Origin of the sequence: Comamonas sp. 7D-2, from assembly GCF_022749555.1 — a bacterium.
GTDB lineage: Bacteria > Pseudomonadota > Gammaproteobacteria > Burkholderiales > Burkholderiaceae_C > Comamonas > Comamonas thiooxydans.
This window is the reverse complement of record NZ_CP094238.1, coordinates 610,534-632,767: the sequence shown is the minus strand read 5'-3', so window position 1 is coordinate 632,767 and position 22,234 is coordinate 610,534. Positions and strand designations below refer to the sequence as shown.

The 22,234-nt window shown below is 63.0% G+C and carries 18 protein-coding genes; 4 read left to right on the top strand and 14 right to left on the bottom strand.

Going from position 1 to position 22,234, the window contains the following annotated elements; genetic code table 11:
- The first annotated feature begins 103 nt into the window (after positions 1–103).
- Positions 104–1,237: a diguanylate cyclase AdrA gene (locus MPZ60_RS02870; protein WP_034357223.1), complete on the top strand. Its 1,134-nt coding sequence runs from the start codon at positions 104–106 to the stop codon at positions 1,235–1,237.
- 4 nt (positions 1,238–1,241) lie between these two features.
- On the opposite strand, the gene MPZ60_RS02865 is transcribed toward MPZ60_RS02870, so the two are convergent.
- Together MPZ60_RS02865 and glmU are read right to left on the bottom strand one after the other, a co-directional pair.
- Complete coding sequence (locus MPZ60_RS02865) at positions 1,242–2,039, bottom strand: ATP-binding protein (protein WP_034357221.1); 798 nt, start codon at positions 2,037–2,039, stop codon at positions 1,242–1,244.
- On the bottom strand, positions 2,039–3,487 hold the full coding sequence (gene glmU / locus MPZ60_RS02860; RefSeq protein ID WP_034357218.1) for a bifunctional UDP-N-acetylglucosamine diphosphorylase/glucosamine-1-phosphate N-acetyltransferase GlmU: 1,449 nt from the start codon (positions 3,485–3,487) through the stop codon (positions 2,039–2,041). Before glmU ends, MPZ60_RS02865 begins: the two co-directional genes overlap by 1 nt.
- 104 nt (positions 3,488–3,591) lie before the next feature.
- Between glmU and MPZ60_RS02855 the strand changes: the two genes are divergently transcribed.
- Positions 3,592–4,572: a LysR substrate-binding domain-containing protein gene (locus MPZ60_RS02855; protein ID WP_034357217.1), complete on the top strand. Its 981-nt coding sequence runs from the start codon at positions 3,592–3,594 to the stop codon at positions 4,570–4,572.
- 178 nt (positions 4,573–4,750) lie between these two features.
- Here MPZ60_RS02855 and tyrS read toward each other — a convergent pair whose 3' ends face one another.
- A complete protein-coding gene (tyrS, locus tag MPZ60_RS02850) occupies positions 4,751–5,983 on the bottom strand; it encodes a tyrosine--tRNA ligase (RefSeq protein ID WP_012836937.1) in 1,233 nt (410 codons plus the stop codon).
- A 191-nt stretch (positions 5,984–6,174) separates the two neighbouring features.
- Here tyrS and MPZ60_RS02845 point away from each other — a divergent pair, with 191 nt between their 5' ends.
- Both MPZ60_RS02845 and MPZ60_RS02840 read left to right on the top strand, forming a co-directional pair.
- Entirely contained in the window at positions 6,175–7,533 is a 1,359-nt protein-coding gene (locus MPZ60_RS02845) for a M23 family metallopeptidase (RefSeq protein ID WP_034357214.1), read from the top strand.
- A 141-nt stretch (positions 7,534–7,674) separates the two neighbouring features.
- The gene (locus MPZ60_RS02840) at positions 7,675–8,814 is read left to right on the top strand and encodes an anhydro-N-acetylmuramic acid kinase (protein ID WP_052057634.1); all 1,140 of its coding nucleotides are present in this window, start codon (positions 7,675–7,677) and stop codon (positions 8,812–8,814) included.
- Between the two features lie 27 nt (positions 8,815–8,841).
- On the opposite strand, the gene MPZ60_RS02835 is transcribed toward MPZ60_RS02840, so the two are convergent.
- The 11 genes from MPZ60_RS02835 to rplM form a co-directional block, all read right to left on the bottom strand.
- Positions 8,842–10,194 carry an LLM class flavin-dependent oxidoreductase gene (locus MPZ60_RS02835; RefSeq protein ID WP_034357212.1) on the bottom strand — a complete coding sequence of 451 codons (1,353 nt, stop codon included), beginning with the start codon at positions 10,192–10,194 and terminating at the stop codon, positions 8,842–8,844.
- A gap of 13 nt (positions 10,195–10,207) precedes the next feature.
- Complete coding sequence (locus tag MPZ60_RS02830; RefSeq protein ID WP_034357211.1) at positions 10,208–10,933, bottom strand: ABC transporter ATP-binding protein; 726 nt, start codon at positions 10,931–10,933, stop codon at positions 10,208–10,210.
- Positions 10,930–11,787 carry an ABC transporter permease gene (locus MPZ60_RS02825; RefSeq protein ID WP_034357208.1) on the bottom strand — a complete coding sequence of 286 codons (858 nt, stop codon included), beginning with the start codon at positions 11,785–11,787 and terminating at the stop codon, positions 10,930–10,932. Before MPZ60_RS02825 ends, MPZ60_RS02830 begins: the two co-directional genes overlap by 4 nt.
- 12 nt (positions 11,788–11,799) lie before the next feature.
- A complete protein-coding gene (locus tag MPZ60_RS02820; protein ID WP_034357205.1) occupies positions 11,800–12,789 on the bottom strand; it encodes an ABC transporter substrate-binding protein in 990 nt (329 codons plus the stop codon).
- A gap of 477 nt (positions 12,790–13,266) precedes the next feature.
- Positions 13,267–14,568 carry an NCS2 family permease gene (locus MPZ60_RS02815; protein ID WP_003061737.1) on the bottom strand — a complete coding sequence of 434 codons (1,302 nt, stop codon included), beginning with the start codon at positions 14,566–14,568 and terminating at the stop codon, positions 13,267–13,269.
- Between the two features lie 163 nt (positions 14,569–14,731).
- A complete protein-coding gene (xdhB, locus tag MPZ60_RS02810) occupies positions 14,732–17,158 on the bottom strand; it encodes a xanthine dehydrogenase molybdopterin binding subunit (protein WP_034357203.1) in 2,427 nt (808 codons plus the stop codon).
- A gap of 1 nt (position 17,159) precedes the next feature.
- Positions 17,160–18,764: a xanthine dehydrogenase small subunit gene (xdhA, locus tag MPZ60_RS02805; RefSeq protein ID WP_034357200.1), complete on the bottom strand. Its 1,605-nt coding sequence runs from the start codon at positions 18,762–18,764 to the stop codon at positions 17,160–17,162.
- A gap of 318 nt (positions 18,765–19,082) precedes the next feature.
- Positions 19,083–20,555 (bottom strand): multidrug transporter subunit MdtD, encoded by a 1,473-nt coding sequence (mdtD, locus tag MPZ60_RS02800; protein WP_122974800.1) that lies wholly within the window; start codon positions 20,553–20,555, stop codon positions 19,083–19,085.
- A gap of 64 nt (positions 20,556–20,619) precedes the next feature.
- Positions 20,620–20,985, bottom strand: coding sequence for an iron-sulfur cluster insertion protein ErpA (gene erpA / locus MPZ60_RS02795; protein WP_003059000.1), 366 nt, complete (start codon positions 20,983–20,985; stop codon positions 20,620–20,622).
- Between the two features lie 211 nt (positions 20,986–21,196).
- Positions 21,197–21,589, bottom strand: coding sequence for a 30S ribosomal protein S9 (gene rpsI, locus MPZ60_RS02790; protein ID WP_003059002.1), 393 nt, complete (start codon positions 21,587–21,589; stop codon positions 21,197–21,199).
- Between the two features lie 10 nt (positions 21,590–21,599).
- The gene (rplM, locus tag MPZ60_RS02785; RefSeq protein ID WP_003059004.1) at positions 21,600–22,028 is read right to left on the bottom strand and encodes a 50S ribosomal protein L13; all 429 of its coding nucleotides are present in this window, start codon (positions 22,026–22,028) and stop codon (positions 21,600–21,602) included.
- Between the last annotated feature and the right edge of the window lie 206 nt (positions 22,029–22,234).

Sequence of the window (22,234 nt, the reverse complement as noted above, 5' to 3'; positions counted from 1 at the left end):
ACCGCCATGTGTGGTGCGGATGCCGCGCAAGCCCCTCAATATTTGATACAAATTGTATTAATTAGATTATTCTCGCAACCTTGACTTAAGCCAACTCCACCAGATGCCCTTGCATCGAGATATTCACCGCCGGACCTACCCTCTGCGCGCCTCTTATATGGCACTGGGCGGAGCGGTGGTGGCTGCGAGCCTGTCATATCTCCCGACCAATCTCGCCTGGTGGGCATTCACGACGGTCAGTGCGCTGGTATGGCCGCATATTGCTTTTTTGCATTCAAGCCGGCAACAGGATCAGTTCCATGCGGAGTATTTCAATTCTCTGATAGATGCGCTGATCGTCGGCTGCTGGATTTCTCTGATGCACTGGAGCCTTCTGCCCAGCATCTGCATTCTGGCCATCGGCGTGGCGGACCGCTTCTATACCGGTTTGAAGCGCCGCTGGCTGCCCTCCCTGATCGCGCTGCTGTGCGGCATGCTTTTCATGAGCATCGCCATAACGCCCACCCCGCAATGGGGCGCGCCACTGGCGGTACAGCTCAGCCTGCTGCCGCTGATCATCCTGCACAGCGCCTATGCAAGCTGGTCCAACAGTCGAATGCTCAAGACTCTGGCCAGGCAGAACCTGCAGCTCAAGTTACTGGGACGCATTGATCCTCTGACCACGGTATACAGCCGCGATTACTGGTGGAAAAAAGCCCGTGCCGCGCTGCATCAGCACCGCACCGTCAAGGAGCAGACCTGCCTGCTGGTGATTGACATTGACCGTTTCAAAAGCGTGAATGATCTGTACGGCCATATTGTGGGCGACGATGTTTTGAAAATGATCGGGCTGGCGATTAGAAACAGCCTGCGCAGCAACGATATTGCTGGGCGCTACGGCGGTGATGAATTCACCGTGCTTTGCAAGCACACCACGGCCAAGGAGGCATATTCGGTCGCCATGCGTATTTGCGAAAAAATTGCTCAGATACGCATTCGCGAATATCCACAGCTGCACATCAGTGCGAGTATCGGCGTTGCTGCAGCCGATGAAGGTTTTGGCTCGGTGTCCGAATGGATAAAAGCGGCCGACAGTGCGCTTTACAGCGCCAAGAGCGGCGGGCGCGACCAGGTGATGGATGCCACGCAGCAACCCGAGCGACAGCACAGTCCATCGACCATGCCCATGCGACCGGAATCCACGCGAATCAGCCCGGCGAGTGCCGAGCAGGAAAGCCTGGACCGCAACGTGGTCTGAGCACTCAGGGCAGGCAGGTGGGCCAATGCATCTGCAACTGGCATCCTGCATTGAGCTGGGCCTGGATTTCCGCCTCGCCGCCATGGCGGCGGCAGATATCGCGCACCAGCGCCAAGCCGATGCCTAGGCCCTCGAACTCGGCCTCGCGATGCATGCGCTGAAAGGCGCCAAACAGCTTGCCTGACCGCGCCTGCTCGAAGCCGGCGCCGTTGTCGGCCACGGTGATGAAGCAGCCCCCCTGCCCATCACGCTGCACTTCGACCTGGATGCGCGCCAGCGGCACGGCCCGCGTGAACTTGACGGCATTGGCGAGAGCTGCATCCAAAGCCTGCTCCAGCAGATGCGGATCCGCCTGCAGCATGGGGGCTGCGGCAGGCAGACACCACTCTATGCGTCGGCCTTGCGCGCCTGCCTGCAGACGCTGACTCAGACTTCCCAGCAAGGCCAGCAAGTCCACGGGCTGCGGCTTCAGCACATGGCTCTGGGCCCGATTCAGCTTCAGCAAGCCGTCGAACATGGCCGCCATGCGCTGGGCGGACTGGTCCATGGTCTGGAGGAAGCTGCGTGCTTCCTCCAGGTCTTCGGCACCGGGACTGGCGGACTGCAGCAGCTCGGCAACCAGCGGATTGAAAGCCAGCAGATGGCGCAGCGGCGCCCGCAAATCATGCGAGACGGCATGCATCCATTCCTGCTGGGCCGTGCGCAAGGCGGACAGTTCGGCCTCGCGCCTGGCCAGCAGCGCCAGCGCTTCGTCCAGGGACCGAGGCGCCATGCTCTCCAAAGCTTGCTGCGCTTGTTCCATCAGGCTTTTGGCAGCTTTTCAGGGCGCTTCCAGTTGCTGATGCTGACCTGCCTGCCACGTCCTACCGTCAAGGCACCAGCCTCCGTATTCTTGGTCACGGTGGAGCCACCGCCCACGGTGCCGCCAGCGGCAATCGTCACCGGAGCCACCAGCACGCAGTTGCTGCCGATATGCACATCGGCCTCGATCACGGTACGGTGCTTGTTCACGCCGTCATAGTTGGCAGTGATGCTGCCTGCACCATAGTTCACGCGCTCGCCCACCGTGGCGTCGCCCAGATAGGCCAGGTGATTGGCCTTGGCACCGTCGGCCAGGACGGAGTTCTTCACTTCCACGAAGTTGCCGATATGCACTTCGCGGCCCAGCCTGGCGCCGGGGCGCAAGCGGGCAAACGGGCCGACCAGCGCGCCCTGGCCCACTTCCACGCCGGCCTTCTCGCCATCGATGTGCGTGAAGGGGTGGATCACGGCATCTTCGGCAATGCTCACATTGCTGAGATGGCAGTTGGCCCCGATCCTGGCGCCGGCGCCAATCGTCACCTTGCCGGCAAAGATGCAGTTCACGTCGATTTCCACATCCTGGCCGCAGCTCAGGCTGGCCTTGGTGCCGCGCGCATCGTCACGCAGGTCGAAGCGCGCAGGATCGGCCATGCGCACGCCCTGCTCCATCAACTCGCGCGCCTGGCGCAACTGGTGAGCGCGCTCCAGCTCTGCCAGTTGCAGCGGGCTGTTGACGCCCGCCACCTGCAGGACATCGGCAATGCGGTGGCCCACCACGGGCACGCCGTCGGCCACGGCCATGGCGACGATATCGGTCAGGTAGTACTCGCCCTGGGCATTGTTGTTGTCGAGCTTGGCAAGCCAGGCCGTCAGATGCCTGGCTGGCACGGCCATGATGCCGCTGTAGATCTCGGTGATGGCGCGCTCGGCCTCGCTGGCATCTTTCTGCTCGACGATGCGCTGCACCGTGCCTGCATCGTTTCGCACGATGCGGCCATAGCCCGTGGGATCGGGCATGGTCACGGTGAGCAGCGCCATCTTGTCGCTGCCTGCGGCATCGAGCAGACCTTGCAGCGTGTCGGCCCGGGTCAGCGGCACATCACCCGACAGCACCACGACCAGACCATCTTCCTTGAGCGCAGGCACGGCCTGCTGCACGGCATGGCCGGTTCCCAGCTGGGGCTCCTGGCGCACAAACTTCAGGTCCATTGCACCATGGGTGCCATCCGCGCGATCCACGCCATTGGCAGCGGCGATGGCAGCTTCCACTTCCGCTGCGCCATGGCCCGTCACCACCACGGCCGAGCGCGCCTTGAGCTGCGCAGCAGTATCCAGCACATGCTGCAACAGGGCGCGACCGGCCAGCTTTTGCAGCACCTTGGGATGGCGGCTTTTCATGCGGGTGCCTTTGCCGGCAGCCATGACGACGATGTCCAGAGGTGCAGTCATATTGATTTGTGGGATGAAAACCGCCTGATTATCGACCCATAGCCGCGGTCGGCAACTGCAAGCGCAGGCAACAGTCGCCGCAAACACCTTATGCTTGCCCTGCCATGCCTCATGCCACCACCAGCCCCACTCCGCTGCTTCGCACCCGCGCCATCGGTGCCGGCCATCTGCGCGCCTTTCTGGCCGTGGCCCGACACCTGAACTTTCGTGCCGCGGCGGACGAGCTGGCACTGACCCAGTCTGCCGTCAGCCGCCAGATCCAGTCGCTGGAAGACGAGGTGGGCATCCCGCTGTTTCTGCGCCATTCGCGCGCCGTGGAATTGACGGGTGCCGGCGCCCAGCTGCTGCATGCCGTGCAGCCTGCATTGGAGTCGATCGACGCCACCGTGCGCCAGATCCGCCAGACCGTGGGCCGCAAGAGCGTGGCCATCACCACCTGGGCCAGCTTTGCCGCCATGTGGCTGATTCCGCGCCTGGAGGCTTTCCAGCGCGCCTATCCCGATATCGACATTCGCATAGACACGGGCGACGCCGTGGTGGATCTGGAGACCACCGATGTGGACCTGGCCATACGCTACAGCGCCGGCGTCTCCGATGCCGCGGCAAAGGCCCTGTTTGGCGAAGAACTGGTGCTGGTCGCAAGCCCAGCCCTGCTCAGGAGCGGCCCCGCCGTGCACAGCCCCGCCGATGCGGCCCGCTACACCTTGATTGAAACCGGCGACGTGCACCGCATGCCCCAGCTGGAGTGGCTGAGCTGGCAGCGCTGGTTTGCCGCCAACGGCTGCGACCAGCTGCAGCCGCCGCGCTGGCTGTACTTCAACTACGCCCACCAGATCGTGCAGGCCGCGCTGGCGGGCCAGGGTCTGGCCATCGCGCGCCTGCCGCTGGTAGCCGATGCACTGGCGGCCGGCACCTTGATCGAGGTATTGCCCGAGCGTCGCCTGGCCTCGCCGCTGTCGTACTGGCTGCTGCAAGGCCCGCGCAGCAGCGAGCGGCCCGAAGTGCAGGCCTTCTGTCAGTGGCTGATGGAACAAGCCCGCCAGACGCGCGACGCCATGCAGGGCGCGAGCGAGCCCAGTCAATAAAAAAAGAGCTATTCACGCATGACCTGCATCGATTTCAAATACAAAGTGATTTGAAACGAAGATGTATCAAGCGTAAACAGCTCTCATTTTTACGTTCACCTCTTTAGGCCGCACCACAGCGGCAAAGGCCTTGCCCTGTGGCGCAAAGAGGCGAACGGGGCGAAGCGCCCCAGGGCGCTCAGCTCAGCGTGACACGCGCAAACTTGCGCTTGCCCACCTGCAGCACAAAGGTGCCGGCGTCCAGCTTCAGTGCACGGTCGCTGATGACGTTGCCGTCGACGCGCACGCCGCCGCCATCGATCAGGCGGTTGGCTTCGCCGGTCGATGCAGCCAGATTGGCCTGTTTGACCAGCGCACCAATGCCCAGCGGAGCGCCGGACAGGCTGATTTCAGGGATGTCATCGGGAATGCCGCCCTTGGAGCGGTTGATGAAATCCTGCTCGGCCGCATCGGCGGCTTCGGCGCTGTGGAAGCGCGCGGTGATCTCCTTGGCCAGCGCCACCTTGGCATGCTTGGGGTTGCCTCCGGCCTCGATCTCGGCCTTGAGCGCTGCAATCTCGGCCAGGCTCTTGAAGGACAGCAGGGTGTACCAGTCCCACATCAGCTCGTCCGAGATCGACAGCACCTTGGCGAACATGGTGTTGGCGTCCTCGGTGATGCCGATGTAGTTGTTCTTGGACTTGGACATCTTGTGCACGCCGTCCAGGCCGACCAGCAGCGGCATTGTGAGCACGCACTGCTGATCTTGACCGTACTCGGCCTGCAGATGCCTGCCCATCATCAGATTGAACTTCTGATCGGTGCCGCCCAGCTCCAGGTCGGACTTGAGCGCCACCGAGTCATAGCCCTGCAGCAGCGGGTAGAGAAACTCGTGCAGGCTGATGGAGCTGCCGTCGGTGAAACGCGTATGGAAGTCGTTGCGCTCCATCATGCGCGCCACCGTGTACTTGGCCGACAGCTGGATCATGCCGCGCGCGCCCAGCTGGTCGCACCACTCGCTGTTGTAGCGCACCTCGGTCCTGGCCGGGTCCAGCACCTTGGCGGCCTGGGTGTAATAGGTCTCGGCATTGACCTTGATCTGCTCGGCCGTCAGCGGCGGGCGTGTGGAGTTGCGGCCCGAAGGGTCGCCGATCAGCGTCGTGAAGTCGCCGATCAGGAAGATCACCTGATGGCCCAAATCCTGCAGCTGGCGCATCTTGTTGAGCACCACAGTATGGCCCAGGTGGATGTCGGGGGCTGTCGGGTCCAGACCCAGCTTGATGCGCAGGGGCACGCCGGTGGCTTCGGACCTGGCCAGTTTCTGGACCCACTCGTCCTTGGGCAGCAGCTCATCGACTCCACGCAGAGTGACTTCCAGCGCCTGGTTCACTCTGTCGGTCACGGGAAAACTTGTAACAGCAGATTGATTCATAAGGGTTTTTCGGCAGGCGAAGTAGGACGCGGCCGATATACTTGGAGGTTTGGTGTTACGGTCAATTCTAGACTGCTCCCTCATAAAGACCTCTTTGGATGGACTTATGGCACGGTAGAGCTACTGGAGACGTGTCAGTCGTAACAAATACCAACTCCACCGACACGCTTTCCCAAGGATTTGATGTTTTGATGACTGGCTTGAAAAATGCCGGCGGTGCTCTGCTTGCGCGGCTGACATCGGCTCTGCAAAAACACCCCAAGCGCGCCACGGCGGCGCTGGCGACTGTTTTGCTGACCGGTGGCAGCGGCGCCTTCGCAGTGGCCAGCCTGGGTCCCGACCCCGCCGACCTTCCCGTACGTACACTGACCGAACCCGTCACCTCCCTGGCCGCCGGCCAGGATCTGGCCGATCTGACGGATCTGCAGTCCTTCTCCCTCTATCGCTCCGAATACACCCGCAGCAACGACACCACCGAGTCGCTGCTGCAGCGCCTTGGCATTGCCGACCCGCAGGCCGCAGCCTTCATGCGCAGCAACGAAGCCGTGCGCCAGAACGTGCTGGGCCGCGCCGGCCGCCTGGTGTCAGCAGAGACCACGCCCGACCAGCAACTGAGCCAGCTGACCGTGCGCTGGGCTCCCAGCGAAGACGGCAGCTTTCAGCGCCTGACTGTGGAGCGCGTGGATGGCAAGCTGCAATCCAAGATCGAGACCGGCAAACTCACGGCCAGCCCGCGTCTGGCCGGCGGCGTGATTCGCTCCTCCTTCTTTGCCGCCACGGATGCCTCCGACATTCCCGACAGCATCTCCATGCAGATGGCCGACATCTTCCAGGGCGAGCTGGACTTCCGCCGCGGCCTGCGCAAGGGCGACCGCTTTGCCGTGGTCTATGAATCGCTGGAAGCCGATGGCGAGCCACTGCGCGCCGGCCGCGTGCTGAGCACCGAGTTCTACAACAATGGCAAGTCGCACCAGGCCATGTGGTTCCAGGAAGCAGGCAAGAAGGGCGCCTACTACACGCTGGACGGCAAGAGCCTGCGCCAGGCCTATCTGAACTATCCCGTGGAGTTCTCGCGCATCAGCAGCGGTTTTTCCATGCGCGTCCACCCCATTCATAAAACCTGGCGCGCTCACCTGGGCACCGACTTCGCGGCCCCCACGGGCACCAAGGTGCGTACCGTGGGCGACGGCGTCGTGTCCTTTGCCGGCGTGCAAAACGGTTACGGCAATGTGATCTTCGTCGATCACGCCAACCAGCACACCACCGTCTACGCCCACCTGAGCCGCATCGACGTCAAGCACGGTCAGCGCGTGGACCAGGGCGACATCATCGGCGCCGTGGGCTCCACGGGCTGGGCCACCGGCCCTCATCTGCACTTCGAATTCCGCGAGAAGGGCGAGCAGCGCGACCCGCTGACTATTGCCCAGATCACCGATGCCGCCCAGCCCATCTCCAAGGCCGCACGCCCGGCCTTTGAGCAGCAGGCAGCGCAGATGCGCATCGAACTCAACGCCGGCACGCAGTCGTTCGCCTTGGCCAGTACGCGCTGATCCATCGCTGCGACACAACCTGAGGGCTGCAAATTGCAGCCCTTTTTCATTTCCGCATCAGGATCGTTTGCAGCGACCGCCAGGAAAGCCGCAAACGCTACAGCTAAGATAGTGAACCGCACGCCAACCCTCTGATCTGCCATGCCCAATGCCATTGAACAAGCCGCTCAAAGCAACCTCTATATCGGCCTGATGTCCGGTACATCGCTGGACGGCGTCGACGGGGTTCTCGTGGACTTCAGCCAGGGCATGCGAGTGCTGCAACATGCCAGCTGCGGCTTCGATGCGGCATTGCGCGCCGAGCTGCTGGCCCTCAACACCACTGGCGGTCAGGACGAGCTGCATCGCGCCGCCCTGGCCGCCAATGCACTGGTGCGCCACTATGCACAGGTGGTGCAGCAACTACTGACTGCAGCCGGTGTCCGGGCCGGGCAGATCGCGGCCATAGGCGCCCATGGCCAGACCGTGCGCCACCGTCCGCAGATGTTCGATGGCACGGGCTATACGCTGCAGCTCAACAGCCCCGCCCTGCTGGCCGAGCTGACCGGCATCACCGTAGTCGCCGACCTGCGCAGCCGTGATGTGGCGGCAGGCGGCCAGGGGGCACCGCTGGTGCCGGCCTTTCACCAAAGCGTGTTCGGCAGGCCCGCTGAAACCGCGCTGGTACTCAATATCGGCGGCATTGCCAATCTCAGCGTGCTGGGTGCCGACGGCTCGGTGCTCGGCTTCGATACCGGCACCGGCAATGCGCTCATGGACGGCTGGTGCCTGCGCCATACCGGCAGGAGCTATGACGAGAGCGGCCGGTGGGCCGCCAGCGGCAAGGTCCTGCCCGAGCTGCTGGCCGCCATGCTGGGCGATCCCTATCTGGCCCAGCAGCCGCCCAAGAGCACGGGGCGCGATCTGTTTCACGCCGAGTGGCTGGAGCGGCATCTGCAGCAGCATGCGGCCCAGGCCGCCGCAATCGATGTACAGGCGACCCTGACCGAATTCACGGCTGCCAGCTGCGCCCATGCTGTCCAGCGTTTCGGCAGGGGCGGCACCGAACTGCTTGTCTGCGGCGGCGGCGCACTGAACACCTATCTGATGCAGCGTCTTGCCGCCCTGCTGCCGGGCGTGAAGGTGGCCTCCACGGCAGAGCGCGGCCTGCCCCCGCTCGAAGTGGAAGCAGCCGCCTTTGCCTGGCTGGCACGTCAATGCCTGCTGGGCCTGCCCGGCAATCTGGCCAGTGTGACAGGCGCCAGCGGCCCGCGCATTCTGGGCGCCATCCACCCCGCTTGAAAGCGCGGCCGCCGGCCCGCTGCAGGCTCAGGCCGCTACTGCTGCATCCGCCTGCGCCTTGTGCTGCACCACAGGCAGATCGGGCAAGCCGAAGTGACCGCGCAGCGTGCTGCTCTGGTAGTCGCTGCGAAACAGCCCGCGCTTGCGCAAAATCGGCACGACCTCACTGGCAAACAGCTCCAGCTGCTGGGTGATGACCGGTGGCATCACATTGAAGCCGTCGGCAGCGCCCGTGCGGAACCAGTCTTCAATCGTGTCCGCCACCTGCTCGGGCGTGCCGGCAATCGCCAGATGCCCGCGCGCGCCAGCCAGCCGCTTGAGCAGCTGACGCAGCGTGAGTCCATCGCGCAGCGTGGTCTCCACATAGCCTATGGCGCGGCTCCTGGAAGCTTCCACCAGCGCGGGGTCCGGAAAGTCGTCGCGCGTGAGCCGTCGGTCCAGCGGCAGGCCGCTGAAATCATGGCCGCCAAAGCGGGCCGACAGGCGCCCCAGCCCCACGTCGATGCTGGTCAGGCTGTCGAGCTCCTCCCACACCTGACGGGCTTCGTACTCCGTGGATCCGATCGCGGCACTGATGCCCGGCAGAATCACGATGCCCTCGGCACTGCGCCCCAGAGCCTTCGCCTGTCCCTTGATATCGGCATAGAAGCCTTGCGCCGACTCCTTGCTGCCATGCGCCGTGAAAATGGCCTCGGCCCATTGCGCGGCAAAGGCGCGACCAGTGTCGGACTGCCCGGCCTGCACCAGCACCGGACGCCCCTGGGGACTGCCCGGCACATTCAGCGGTCCACGCGTACGGATATGCGTGCCCGCATAGTTGACGGGGCGCACCTGGCCTATGTCCAGGAACTGGCCCGATTCGGCATCGTCCACCACAGCCCCGCTCGGAAAGCTGCGCCACAGCGCATCCACTGCGGCCACGAATTCCTCGGCGATGCGGTAGCGCTCGGCATGCTCGACGTTCTGCTGCAGTCCGTAGTTTTCGCCGGCCCGGGGCAGCCAGGAGGTCACGATATTCCAGCCTGCCCGCCCCTTGGAGAGATGGTCCAGCGTGGCGAACTGGCGCGCCAGCGTATAGGGCAGGCTGTAGGTGGTGGAAGCCGTTCCGATCAGCCCGATGCGCTCGGTATGCTGCGCCAGAGCAGCCAGCAGCAGCAGCGGCTCGAGCTGGCCTGAAGAGGCCATCTGCCCATTGTCGGGCCCGACCAGCCCGTCTGCCAGAAACACGGCGTCGAACTTCGCGGCCTCGGCAATGCGGGCCGCATCCACATAGAGCTGCAGATCGGTCAGGGCCTTGGGGTTGGCGCCGGGGTGACGCCAGGCACCTTCGTGGTGGCCTCGCGTCATCAGAAACAGGTTCAGGTGTAGTTGTCGTGTCATGGCACAGCTTCTTTCAGGCAAATTCGGCTTCCACTCCCAGACTGCGCAGCAAGGTCGCGCGCAGTTGCATGAAAGCGGGGTGATCGGGTCGCCGCGGATGGGCCAGATCCAGCGCATGGTCTTCGGCGATCCTTCCGTCCCTGAGCACCAGAATCCGGTCTGCCAGCAGCAGGGATTCGTCCACATCGTGGGTCACCAGGATCACCGTCGGGCGTATGCGCTCCACCATGCGCCGCAGCAGGCCCTGCATGCGCAGGCGGGTCAGGGCATCCAGGGCCCCAAAAGGCTCGTCGGCCAGCAACACATGAGGCTCGCGCAGCAAGGAACGAGCCAGCGCCGCCCTTTGCTTTTGCCCGCCCGACAAGCTGGCAGGCCAGGCTGCTGCCTTCTCTGCCAGCCCCACCTCGCGCAGCAACTGAACTGCGGCAGGCCGGGCAGCCTGCGCGCTCAGACCCAGCGTCAGGTTGTCCAGCACCGTGAGCCAGGGCAGCAGACGCGAGTCCTGGAACAGCACGGACACATTGCCATGTGCAACCGCCGTCCCCGAACTCCGGGCCTCGGCATCGAGGTTGGCCAGGGCACGCAGCAGCGTGGTCTTGCCCGAGCCCGACTCCCCCAGCAGTGCCACGAACTGCCCGGGTGCGATATCGAGATGGATGTCATCGAGCACCTGCTTGCCTTGAAAGCTGCGACTGAAGCCGTGCAGTTGCACGGAACCGGTCAATGATGGATGGCTCATGATCCCAGCGACCTCCGGTAGGACAGCACATGTGCCTCCAGGCGCCGCACTGCGGCGTCCGACAGCAGACCCAGCAGCGCGTAGATCAGGATGCCCACCACGATCACATCGGTCTGCCCCCAGTCGCGCGCGCGGTTCATCAAGTAACCGATGCCGGTCTGTGTGTTGATCAGCTCCAGCACCACCAGCGCCGTCCAGCACAGCGAGACCGCCATGCGCAGGCCGACAAAAAAGCCCGGCAAGGCACCCGGCAGCGCCACCTTGCGAATGAATTCGGCACGCGACAGTCCCAGCGTCTGAGCCAGCTCCACATGACCGATGTCGATGCTGCGCACCGCTGCATGGGTGTTGATGTAGATGGGAATCAGCACTGCGGTAAAGATGAGAAAGACCTTCATCGCCTCGCCTATGCCCAGCCAGATGATGGCCAGCGGGATCAGCGCCAGCGTGGGAACGGCCCGCTTGATTTGCACCAGGCCATCGATGAGGGCCTCGCCGCTGCGGCTCAGTCCGGCGACCAGCGCCAGCAACACTCCCACCACAATGCCCAGAAACAGTCCCGTGTAGGCGCGCCCGGCCGAAGCCAGCAGATGCGGCAGCAGGCTGCCATCGAGCACCATTTCGTAGCCGGTACGCAGAGCCTGCGACGGTGCGGTCAGCGTCTCCGGCGAGAGATAACCCAGGCGCGATGCAGCCTCCCACAACAGCAGCAGCAGGACGGGCCCGGCCAGCAGCATGCCCGGCGACAGGCGGGCCGGTACCAGCGCCGGGGCTTTGCGGTCTGGCGCGGCGAGCGGCGATCCAGTCTGAGACTGCCAGCCGGCCAAGCGCGCTTCCAGAGGAGTCGGTGTCATCACGGCCACTCCTCAGCGATTGGCGACGATCACGCCGTCATAGCTCGCCACAAAGGAATCCCTGGCATCCAGACGCTGGGGCAGACTGCCTGCGCTGTGCAGGATGTCGATGAGTTTCTGATGATGGGACTGGGCCTGTGCCGCCGTCTGGAACTCCAGCGGAGCCTGCGCCGCCTGGATGGCCGCCGCGCTCTCGGCATCAAGGCGCTGGAAGTTGCGCAGGTAATGCTGCCCCCATTCCTTGCGATGGGTATTGCTCCAGCGCCCCGCACGCACGAAGGAGGCCAGGAATTCGCGGATGGCTTCTGCCTTCTGCGGATCGGCCAGCACATCCGGGCGGGCATAGATATAGGAGGTGGACGGCAGCAGTTGCCGCTCCAGTGGATCGGGCACCACGCGCGCTCCAACCTGCCTGGACAGTCGCGTGACATGCGGCTCGGAAATGGTGGCGACATCGACGGCACGGGCGCGCAAGGCATCGTTGAGCTCGGCCACGCGCAGATGCACCAGCGTGACATCCTTGAGCGTCAGGCCCGCCCGGTTCAGCGCCTCGATGAGGAACACCTGGCGCCCCGAGCCTTCCACATAGCTCACGCGCTTGCCGCGCAGATCGCTCAGGCGCTCCACCCCGGCACCGGCATGCTGGAGCAAACGATATTCCGCCCTGGCTCGGGTGAAGGTCGCGATGATGGGCAGGTTCACGCCTGCGGCCCGCGCCTGTATGGGAGGCGTATCTCCCACATAAGCCATGTCCAGTGCCCCGGCGCGGATGGCCTCGAAAATGGCCGGACCGCCGGCAAAATTTGGCAGCTCCAACTGAAAGCCGGTCTTCTTGCGCTCACCGCTGGCATCCAGCAGATGACGAATCAGCTCGCTCTGATCAGCGACAACCAGCCTGGTCCTGGCATCTGCCGCAGCACGTGCAACACCGGCGGTGCCCATGGCAGTCACTGCCAGCAATGAAGGCCCTGCCAGCAGGAATCGACGCTTGTCCACTTCCATCTCCCATGTATGCAATGAGACGGATGCTAGGGAGCAGTCGATCGATTCAAAAATATTGATTTCAAATTTGGAAACAACCAACTCATCCGAGCGCCGGAGTCAGCTCACCGGCCTCGCATGAATTTCACTGTGCTGCCAAGCACTTAAGACGGCACGAGTTGAATTCCGCCACCCGCAAAGCGCGCAACAAGCTTTGATTCAGCAATATGCTCATGAAATCAATGTTGTTGAAGCTTGGGGAAATGGCCGGCCACCTGGGGCCTGGGTGTCTAGCTGTCAACACATGCTCGGATGACATGCTTGCAAATGTCTTGCCACTCACAATGCAAAACAGCCCGACCCCACCAGAAGCCGGACTGCTTGTTGCATCTGTGATTTCATGCCTGGCGGGCTCCAGCGAGCCATGTCAGCCGGCCTCTCCTCCGACTGCCACGGCCCGGCACAGATTACTGCCAGGCTTGATCGGTGTATAGGCGCTCAGTGACCGCCGACGTAGATGAACTTGAACAGGAACAGGGCCGCAATCACCCACATGATCCAGTGCACCTCCTTGACCTTGCCCGTGCACAGCTTGAGTACGGCATAGGTGATGAAGCCGAAGGCCAGACCGTTGGCGATGGAGTAGGTGAAAGGCATCATCAGCGCGGTGACGACTGCCGGTATGGCTTCGGTGGTTTCATCCCACTGCACTTCCGTCAGGTCACGCAGCATCAGGCAGGCCACGAACAGCAGCGCAGGCGCAGTGGCATAGCCGGGCACCACACCGGCCAGCGGCGCGATGAACAGGCAGGCCAGGAAGAGCATGGCAACCGTGAGAGCCGTCAGACCGGTACGGCCGCCAGCCTGCACACCGGCAGCGCTCTCCACATAGGCGGTGGTGCTGGAAGTACCCAGGATGGAGCCCACAAAGATCGCGCCCGAATCGGCCAGCAGCGAGCGGTTGAAACGCCCCATGCGCTCAGGCACCAGCAGGCCGGCGCGACGCGCCACGCCCATCAGCGTGCCGGTGGCATCAAACAGTTCCACCAGGAAGAACACCAGCACCACGTTGAGGAAGCCCGTGGTCAGCGCCGTCTTGATATCGAGCTTCATGAAGGTGGGCTCGATGGAGGGAGGTGCCGAGAAGATGCCGTGGAAGGTATTGCCGCCGAAGAAGAACGAGGCCACCGTCACGGCCAGGATGCCGATCAGCAAGGCGCCCGGCACCTTGAGACGGTCCAGCACCACGATCAGCAAAAAGCCCAGCAGCGCCATGATGACCTCGGGCTTGTGCAGATCGCCCAGCGTCACATAGGTGTTCTGGTCGGCAGCGACCACACCGGCGGTCTTGAGCGCGATCAGCGCCAGGAAAAGACCCAGACCCACGGTGATGGAAACGCGTATGGACTGCGGTATGCCCTTGATGATGAGCTCACGCAGGCCCAGCATGGTGCAGATCAGGAACAGACATCCCGAGACGAACACCGCCCCCAGGGCAGCCTCCCACGTATAGCCCATCTTGAGCACCACCACGTAGGCGAAATAGGCGTTCAGCCCCATGCCCGGCGCCAGCGCAATCGGGTAGTTGGCATACAGCGCCATGATGGTCGAGCCCAGCGCTGCGATCAGGCAGGTGGCGACAAAGACCGAGCCCTTGGGCATGCCCGCATCCCCCAGAATGGAGGGGTTGACGAACATGATGTAGGCCATTGAAAGAAAGGTCGTCAGCCCTGCGACCAGTTCCGTGCGCACATTGGTGTTGTGCTCCCTGAGTTTGAATATCCGCTCTGTCCAGTTCATTGCATAGTCTCCGTGTTGTTTTGCATGCGAGGCGCAACGCGAGGAACGCGCCCGGTCCTGCGCCGCCAAATGGACGGCGCAGCACATGGCCTTGCCCCGCGGCAAACAGCCATGACTCAGAATGGCTGCCGCCCCGCAAGGCGACAACACCTGTGAGGAAAAACTAGCCAGTGTGCCCTTGAACGGCTTCCACTGCTCGCAGGATGGCCTCTGACGTGGCAGGCGCCTGCAGAGGAGGGTTCATGCGGTGCTCGCCGGCGGCCGACACCGCATCGCGAATCGCGAAGAACACCGAGAACGGCAGCAGCAGCGGGGGCTCGCCCACGGCCTTGCTGCGGTGGATGGAGTCTTCATAGTTATCGCCCTCGAACAGGCGCACATTGAAGACCGGCGGGCAGTCATTGGCCGTAGGAATCTTGTAGGTGCTGGGCGCGTGGGTCGTGAGCTTTCCGGTTTGCGGATGCCAGACCAACTCTTCTGTGGTCAGCCAGCCCATGCCCTGAATGAAGGCCCCCTCCACCTGGCCCACATCGACGGCCGGGTTCAGCGAGCGGCCCACGTCATGCAGCACATCGGCGCGCAGCAGCTTCCATTCGCCCGTCAAGGTATCGATGACCACTTCGCTGACGGCCGCGCCATAGGCAAAGTAGAAGAAGGGGTGACCCTTCATGCGCTTGCCGTCCCAGTGCAGGCCGGGCGTGGCATAGAAGCCATCCGACCACAGCTGCACACGCTGCAGATAGGCTGCGCGCACCAGCTCGGCAAACGGCACATTCTGGCCATTGACCTGCACCGCATTGTTGGCAAAGCGCACGTCATGGGCATCGCCGCCATGCAGGCGCGCGGCGCATTCGGCCAGACGCTCGCGCAGCTGGCGTGCGGCATCCTGTGCGGCCTTACCGTTGAGGTCGGCTCCCGTCGAAGCCGCCGTGGCCGAGGTGTTGGCCACCTTGCTGGTATCGGTGGCCGTCACGCGCACATTCTCGAATGCCACGCCCAGCTCATGCGCCACCACCTGCGCCACCTTGGTGTTCAGGCCCTGGCCCATTTCGGTGCCGCCATGGTTCACGAGAATCGAGCCATCGGTATAGATATGGACCAGTGCGCCGGCCTGGTTGAAGTGGGCCACATTGAAGGAGATGCCGAACTTCAGCGGTGTCAGCGCCAGGCCGCGCTTGAGCACGGCACTGCCGGCGTTGAAGGCATTCACGGCCGCACGGCGCGCACGGTAGTCGCTGGACTCCTCCAGCTCGGCCACCAGCTCGTGAATCACGTTATCGGTCACGACCTGTTCATAGGGCGTGATGTTTCGCTCGCCCTTGCCGTAGAAGTTGACGCGCCGCACATCGAGCGGATCGCGCCCCAGGCTGCGCGCCACCGTATCCAGAATGTTCTCGATGGCAATCGCGCCCTGAGGTCCGCCAAAGCCACGGAAAGCCGTATTGCTCTGGGTATTGGTCTTGCCCATATAGCCATGCATGAGCACATCGGGCAGCCAGTAGGTATTGTCGAAATGGCACAGCGCACGCGTCATCACGGGCGCCGACAGATCGGCAGAGTGACCGGCGCGCGAGACCATGGAGATCTCGGCTCCCAGCACGCGGCCTTCATCGTCATAGCCCACTTCGTACTCATACCAGAAGCAGTGACGGCGACCGGTAATCATGAAGTCGTCGTCGCGGTCCAGACGCAGCTTGACCGGTTTCTGCAGCCTGGTTGCCGCCACGGCCGCCACGCAGGCGAACAGCGCCGACTGCGATTCCTTGCCGCCGAAGCCGCCACCCATGCGTCGGCATTCCACATGCACGCTGTGCGAAGCCACGCCCAGAGCATGTGCCACCAGATGCTGCATCTCGCTGGGATGCTGAGTGGAGCAATGAATATGCACGGCCCCGTCTTCCTTGGGCGTGGCATAGCTGATCTGCCCTTCCAGATAGAACTGCTCCTGCCCGCCCACATCGAAGGAACCCTTGAGGCGGTGCGGCGCGGCATCCATGGCGGCGCGCGCGCCGCCTTCCCGTGTACTGCGCTCCAGGTGCATGGGCGGCATCACATACTGCCCCAGCTCATGGGCCTTGCGCGGTGTCAGCACGGGCGGCAGCTCGCTGATGGTGGCCGCTGCCTTGGCCAGGGCGGCTGCACGTCTTGCCGCATCGCGCGAGCGGGCAATCACGGCGAACAGGGGCTGGCCTACGTAGCGGATTTCGCCGTCGCACAGAATCGGGTCGTCATGAATGATGGAGCCGCAGTCGTTGACACCGGGGATGTCGGCTGCCGTGATCACGTCCACCACTTCGGGCATGGCCCGCACGGCCTCCAGCGCCAGCGCCGTCAAACGGCCGTGGGCCACGGGAGAGAGGCCCAGCGCACAATGCAGCGTGCCTTCCAGCTCGGGCAGGTCGTCGATATAGGCGGCCTCGCCGGCCACATGCAGATGTGCGGACTCGTGCTTGCGGCTGACGCCCACGCGTGCGCCCTGATCATGGGCCTTGGCTTCGGTCACTTCGTCAATGCGATAAGCCTGATTCTTGCGGTAATCGGCAAAGGCTTCCGCCACCAGTTCATTCGTCAATTCAAGGGGGTTGTTCATTTCAGACTCCTTGCTCCACGGCGGCGGGAACGACGTGGGGCATCACGCTCCAGACACTGGTCGCATCAGTGCCCTGCGGCTGATCGGCGCGCGTTTCCAGCCACAGACGCTGGATCAGGTTCTGCGCCACCTTGAGGCGGTAATCGGCGCTGGCGCGCATATCGCTCATGGGCTTGAAATCCTGGGCCAGCGCGGCCTGTGCGGCCTTCACGTTTTCAAGGCTCCAGGGCTTGCCCAGCAGGGCCGCTTCGGCTGCCGCCGCTCTTTTGACCGTGGCAGCCATGCCGCCGAATGCCAGCCTGATGGATTGCACGATCTCGCCATCGAGCTCGATGGCAAAGCCGGCGCACAGGGCCGAGATATCGCAGTCGAAGCGCTTGCTGATCTTGTAGCCGCGCACCTGGCGCTGCATGGCCGCCAGCGGCACCGCCAGGGCCTGCACGAACTCGCCAGGCTCCAGCTGGTTCTTCATATAGTCCAGATAGAAATCCGTCAGGGGCATGCGGCGCACGCGCTCGCCCTTGCGCAGCTCGATCTGCGCATCCAGCGCCATCAGCACCGGCGGCGAATCGCCGATAGGCGAACCATTGGCCACATTGCCACCCATGGTTCCTGCATGGCGGATGGGCGTGGAGGCAAAGCGCAGCCAGACATCGGTCAGGCTGGGCCAGCGCTGCACCAGCGCGCTCCATGCCGATTCCAGCGAAGCCCCGGCGCCGATATACAGCTCGCCGCCTTCGGCATCGGGCCGCACTTCGATGCGCTTCATCTCGGCCACGTCGCCGACGTAAATCATGTCGCCCAGGTCGCGGAACTGCTTGTTGACCCAGAGCCCCACATCGGTGGAGCCGGCCACGATGCGGGCCTTGGGCTTGGTCTCGCACAGGCTGGCCAGCTCTGCCAGCGTGCGTGGAGCGTGGAAGAAGTCGGTGCGCAGGCCCTGGGGCGCCGCATAGTTCAGCCCTGCATTGCCAGCCTGCAGGCCTTGCAGTGCAGCCACCACGGGCGCCGTATCCAGACGCACGGCAGGCAGATCGAACATGCGCTGACCGGCATCGAGAATCGGGCGGTAGCCCGTGCAGCGGCACAGATTGCCCGAGAGTTCGTCGGCCAGTTGCTGGCGCGTGGGCTCGCTGCCCTGCTGCTGGTGATGCTCATAGGCCGACCACAGCGTCATCACGATGCCGGGCGTGCAGAAGCCGCATTGCGAACCATGGCACTCCACCATGGCCTGCTGTACCGGATGCAGGCTTTGCGGGCCTGCGGGCTTGCCGGCGCAGGCAGACTTGCCCGCGCACTGGCTCTTGAGGTCTTCCACCGTGAACAAGGCCTTGCCATGCAGGCTGGGCAGAAACTGAATGCAGGCATTGACGGTCTGCAGGCGCAGGCCGTTGACGGCCTCGGTATCGCCGGCTTCGGCCAGCTCGCCGATGACTACCGTGCAGGCCCCGCAGTCGCCTTCGTTGCAGCCTTCCTTGGTGCCGGTGCAATGGGCATCCTCGCGCAGCCATTGGAGCACGGAGCGTGTGGGGTGCGGGCCTTGCACTTCCACCACCTCGCCGCGGTGGAAGAAGCGTATCGGTTGAGAGTTCTGACTGGTGCTCATGATCGTGGGACAGGGTGAGATTGAATGCCTGCATGCAAGATGCATTCCAAACGCAGCATTCGTCAAGATCGAAGGCTACGCCTGCATGGGCAGCTTCTCATACAGACGCGCTCATAGGGGCTATGTAGCGCGTCATATATCCGTGACCAAAATCAAGGGTGAACCCGTACAAAACCCGGCAGCCTACGGGTAAATCCCAGGAAGCGAGAGCCGAGTAGAGCTCCTCTATCAATAGCTATTAGCACCCTCCAATAAACGATTTCAAATTGAAAACAATCTGAAATCTCTTATTGACAAGCGCTATAAGCTATCAAATTTTCAGGCATCGCCACCATCCGGAGCCGGGCGCACCGGCTCGTCGGCATCGAGCTGGCTGAACACCAGCGTCGCCGCCAGCGTCATCAATGCCACCGTCACAAAGGTGGCGCGAATGGCCTGCATGCGCTCGTCGCTGTGCGTCGGCCACATATCGCTGAAGCCCGTCAGCAGGGCTCCGGCCAGTGCCACGCCCATGCTCATGGCCAGCATCTGCACCATGGACAGCAGGCTGTTGCCGCTGCTCGCAGACTCGCCCTCCATGTCCTTGAGCGTGACCGAATTCATGGCCGAGAACTGCATGGAGTTGAAGCCGCCGAAGATGAACAGCTGCACCAGCAGCAGCCAGACCGGCGTTCCAGGCACCACCAGCCCGAAGGAGGCCAGCATCACCGCCAGCATCACCGAATTGACCTGCAGCACGCGCTTGTAGCCAAAGCGCTGCACCGTGCGCACGGCAATGCGCTTGACCAGCATGCTGCCGGTGACGGTGGCCAGCATCATCAGGCCCGCGTTCATGGGCGACATCTTGAGGCCGACCTGCAGCATCAGCGGAATCAGAAACGGAGCGGCGCCGCTGCCGAAGCGGGTGAACAGATTGCCCAGCAGGCCCACGCGCAGCGAGCGCACCTTGAACAGGCCCGGCGCAAACAGCGGCTCATCCACGCGCAGCGCATGCATCCAGTAGCTGGCCAAACTGGCCAGGCCGAACACCATGAGCACCACCACCAGCGCCATGCCCAGCCCCATGCCGGACAGGCCGTCCAGCGCGATGGAAATGGCCACCATGCCGAAGGCCAGCATGGCATAGCCCTTGCCGTCAAAGCGGTGCACGGGCACGGGTGCACTGCGCGGAAACCAGCGCCAGGTCGCCCACAGCCCTATCAGTCCCACGGGCACATTGATCCAGAAGATCCAGTGCCAGCTGGCGTACTCCACCATCCAGCCGCCCAGGGTAGGCCCCAGCAACGGCCCGACCTGGCCCGGAATGGCGATGAAGCTCATGGCACGAATGAACTCGCCGCGCGGATAGGTACGCAGCACGGCCAGCCGCCCCACCGGCAGCATCATGGCCCCGCCCACGCCCTGCACCACGCGTGCCGCGATCAGAAACGGCAGGCTGGGCGAGAGTGCGCACAGCACCGAGCCCAGCACAAACAGGCCTATCGCCCAGCCGTAGACACGCCGCGTGCCAAAGCGGTCGGCCACCCAGCCCGTGGCCGGGATCAGCATGGCCGTGGTCAGCGCATAGGCCACGATGACGGACTGCATCTTCATCGGGCTCTCGCCCAGCTCGGTCGCCATGGCCGGCAACGCCGTGTTGAGAATGGTCGCGTCCAGCGACTGCATGAAAAAGCCTATGGCCACCAGCCAAAGCAGTCTTTCTTTATGGGGGGCACTATGGTGCGCGGTGGGCATCTCACCCATGGGCAGCTCCGGAACGAGTCGGCAAGGCAACAAAAAAGCCGCTGACAAGCAGCGGCTTAAGCAATATGCGAGCGCCAGACCAAAGCGGCCGGCGCGCGGACAATCATTTCACTCAGACCGAGAAGCTGGAGCCGCAGCCGCAGGTGGTCGAGGCATTGGGGTTCTTGATCACGAACTGAGCGCCTTGCAGGTCTTCCTTGTAGTCGATCTCGGCACCCACCAGGTATTGATAGCTCATGGAGTCGATCAGCAGCGAGACACCGTTCTTGGTCATGGTGGTGTCGTCGTCATTGGTGATCTCGTCGAAGGTGAAACCGTACTGAAAACCGGAGCAGCCACCACCTTGCACAAAAACGCGCAGCTTCAGATCGGGATTGCCTTCTTCGGCAATCAGGTCGGCCACCTTGGCAGCAGCGCTGTCGGTGAAGACGATGGGGGAAGGCATTTCGGTGGTCGTGGTTTCAGCAACGGCGCTCATGGCATTACTCCGTAGTTTCTTGATTGCCTGAAATGGTACAGCAAGGGGCTCGGGAATACCGGCCGTATCTCTTTGTCGCCAGTGCAAGTGGGGGCTTTGCGCAAGCGCTGGACAAGGCTGCGACCGCCCATGAAAAAACCGCCAGGAATTTGCATTCGAGGCGGCTTTTCTTGAAAAGACTCCGCAGAGTCTTTCCTGCAGGGGAAACGGATTAACGCTTCGAGAACTGCTTGGCGCGGCGTGCGGAGTGCAGACCGACCTTCTTACGTTCGACTTCACGAGCGTCGCGAGTCACGAAGCCAGCTTGGCTCAGTGCAGGCTTCAGAGCTGCGTCATAGTCGATCAGGGCACGGGTGATGCCGTGACGGGTTGCACCGGCTTGACCGGATTCGCCGCCGCCATGGACGTTCACTTGAATGTCGAAAGTCTCCAGGTTCTCAGTCAGAACCAGGGGTTGCTTTGCGATCATGATGGAGGTTTCGCGACCGAAGTACTGCTGAATGTCCTTGCCATTCACAGTAATCTTGCCGGAGCCCTTCTTCAGAAACACGCGAGCGACGCTGGACTTGCGACGGCCTGTGCCATTGTTCCAATCACCAATCATCTAGGTCTCCTTAGATTTCCAGAGCCTTAGGCTGCTGTGCGGTATGGGGGTGCTCAGCACCGCCGTAAACCTTCAGCTTCTTGATCATGGCGTAGCCCAGAGGACCCTTGGGCAGCATGCCCTTGACGGCCTTCTCGAGAGCACGGCCAGGGAACTTGGCTTGCAGGTCGCGGAAGTTGGTGGCAGTGATGCCGCCGGGGAAACCGGAGTGACGGTAGTACACCTTGTCCAGGTTCTTGGTACCAGTGACCTTGAGCTTGGAGGCGTTGATGATGACGATGTAGTCACCGGTGTCAACGTGAGGTGTGTAAATGGCCTTGTGCTTGCCGCGCAGACGGAGTGCCACTTCGCTGGCGACACGTCCGAGCACCTTATCGGTGGCGTCAATCACAAACCACTCGTGTTGCACCTCAGCGGGCTTTGCGCTGAATGTAGACATGAGTTTTCTCTTTCAAGAAGGTTTGGCGGTCCCTTTTCCGCGGTCGGTGCTTCTTCTTGAAAAAGACAGGTCTTTTAAAGGAAGCCTCTTAGGCGGGGTTACTCGGACCAATTTAAACTTGGCCCAAGCCTTCGCCGCGGGAACCATAAAATCGCTGCGAAGCCCGCCATTATACAAAAACGCCAGAATCTGCGTGTTTTCGTGCA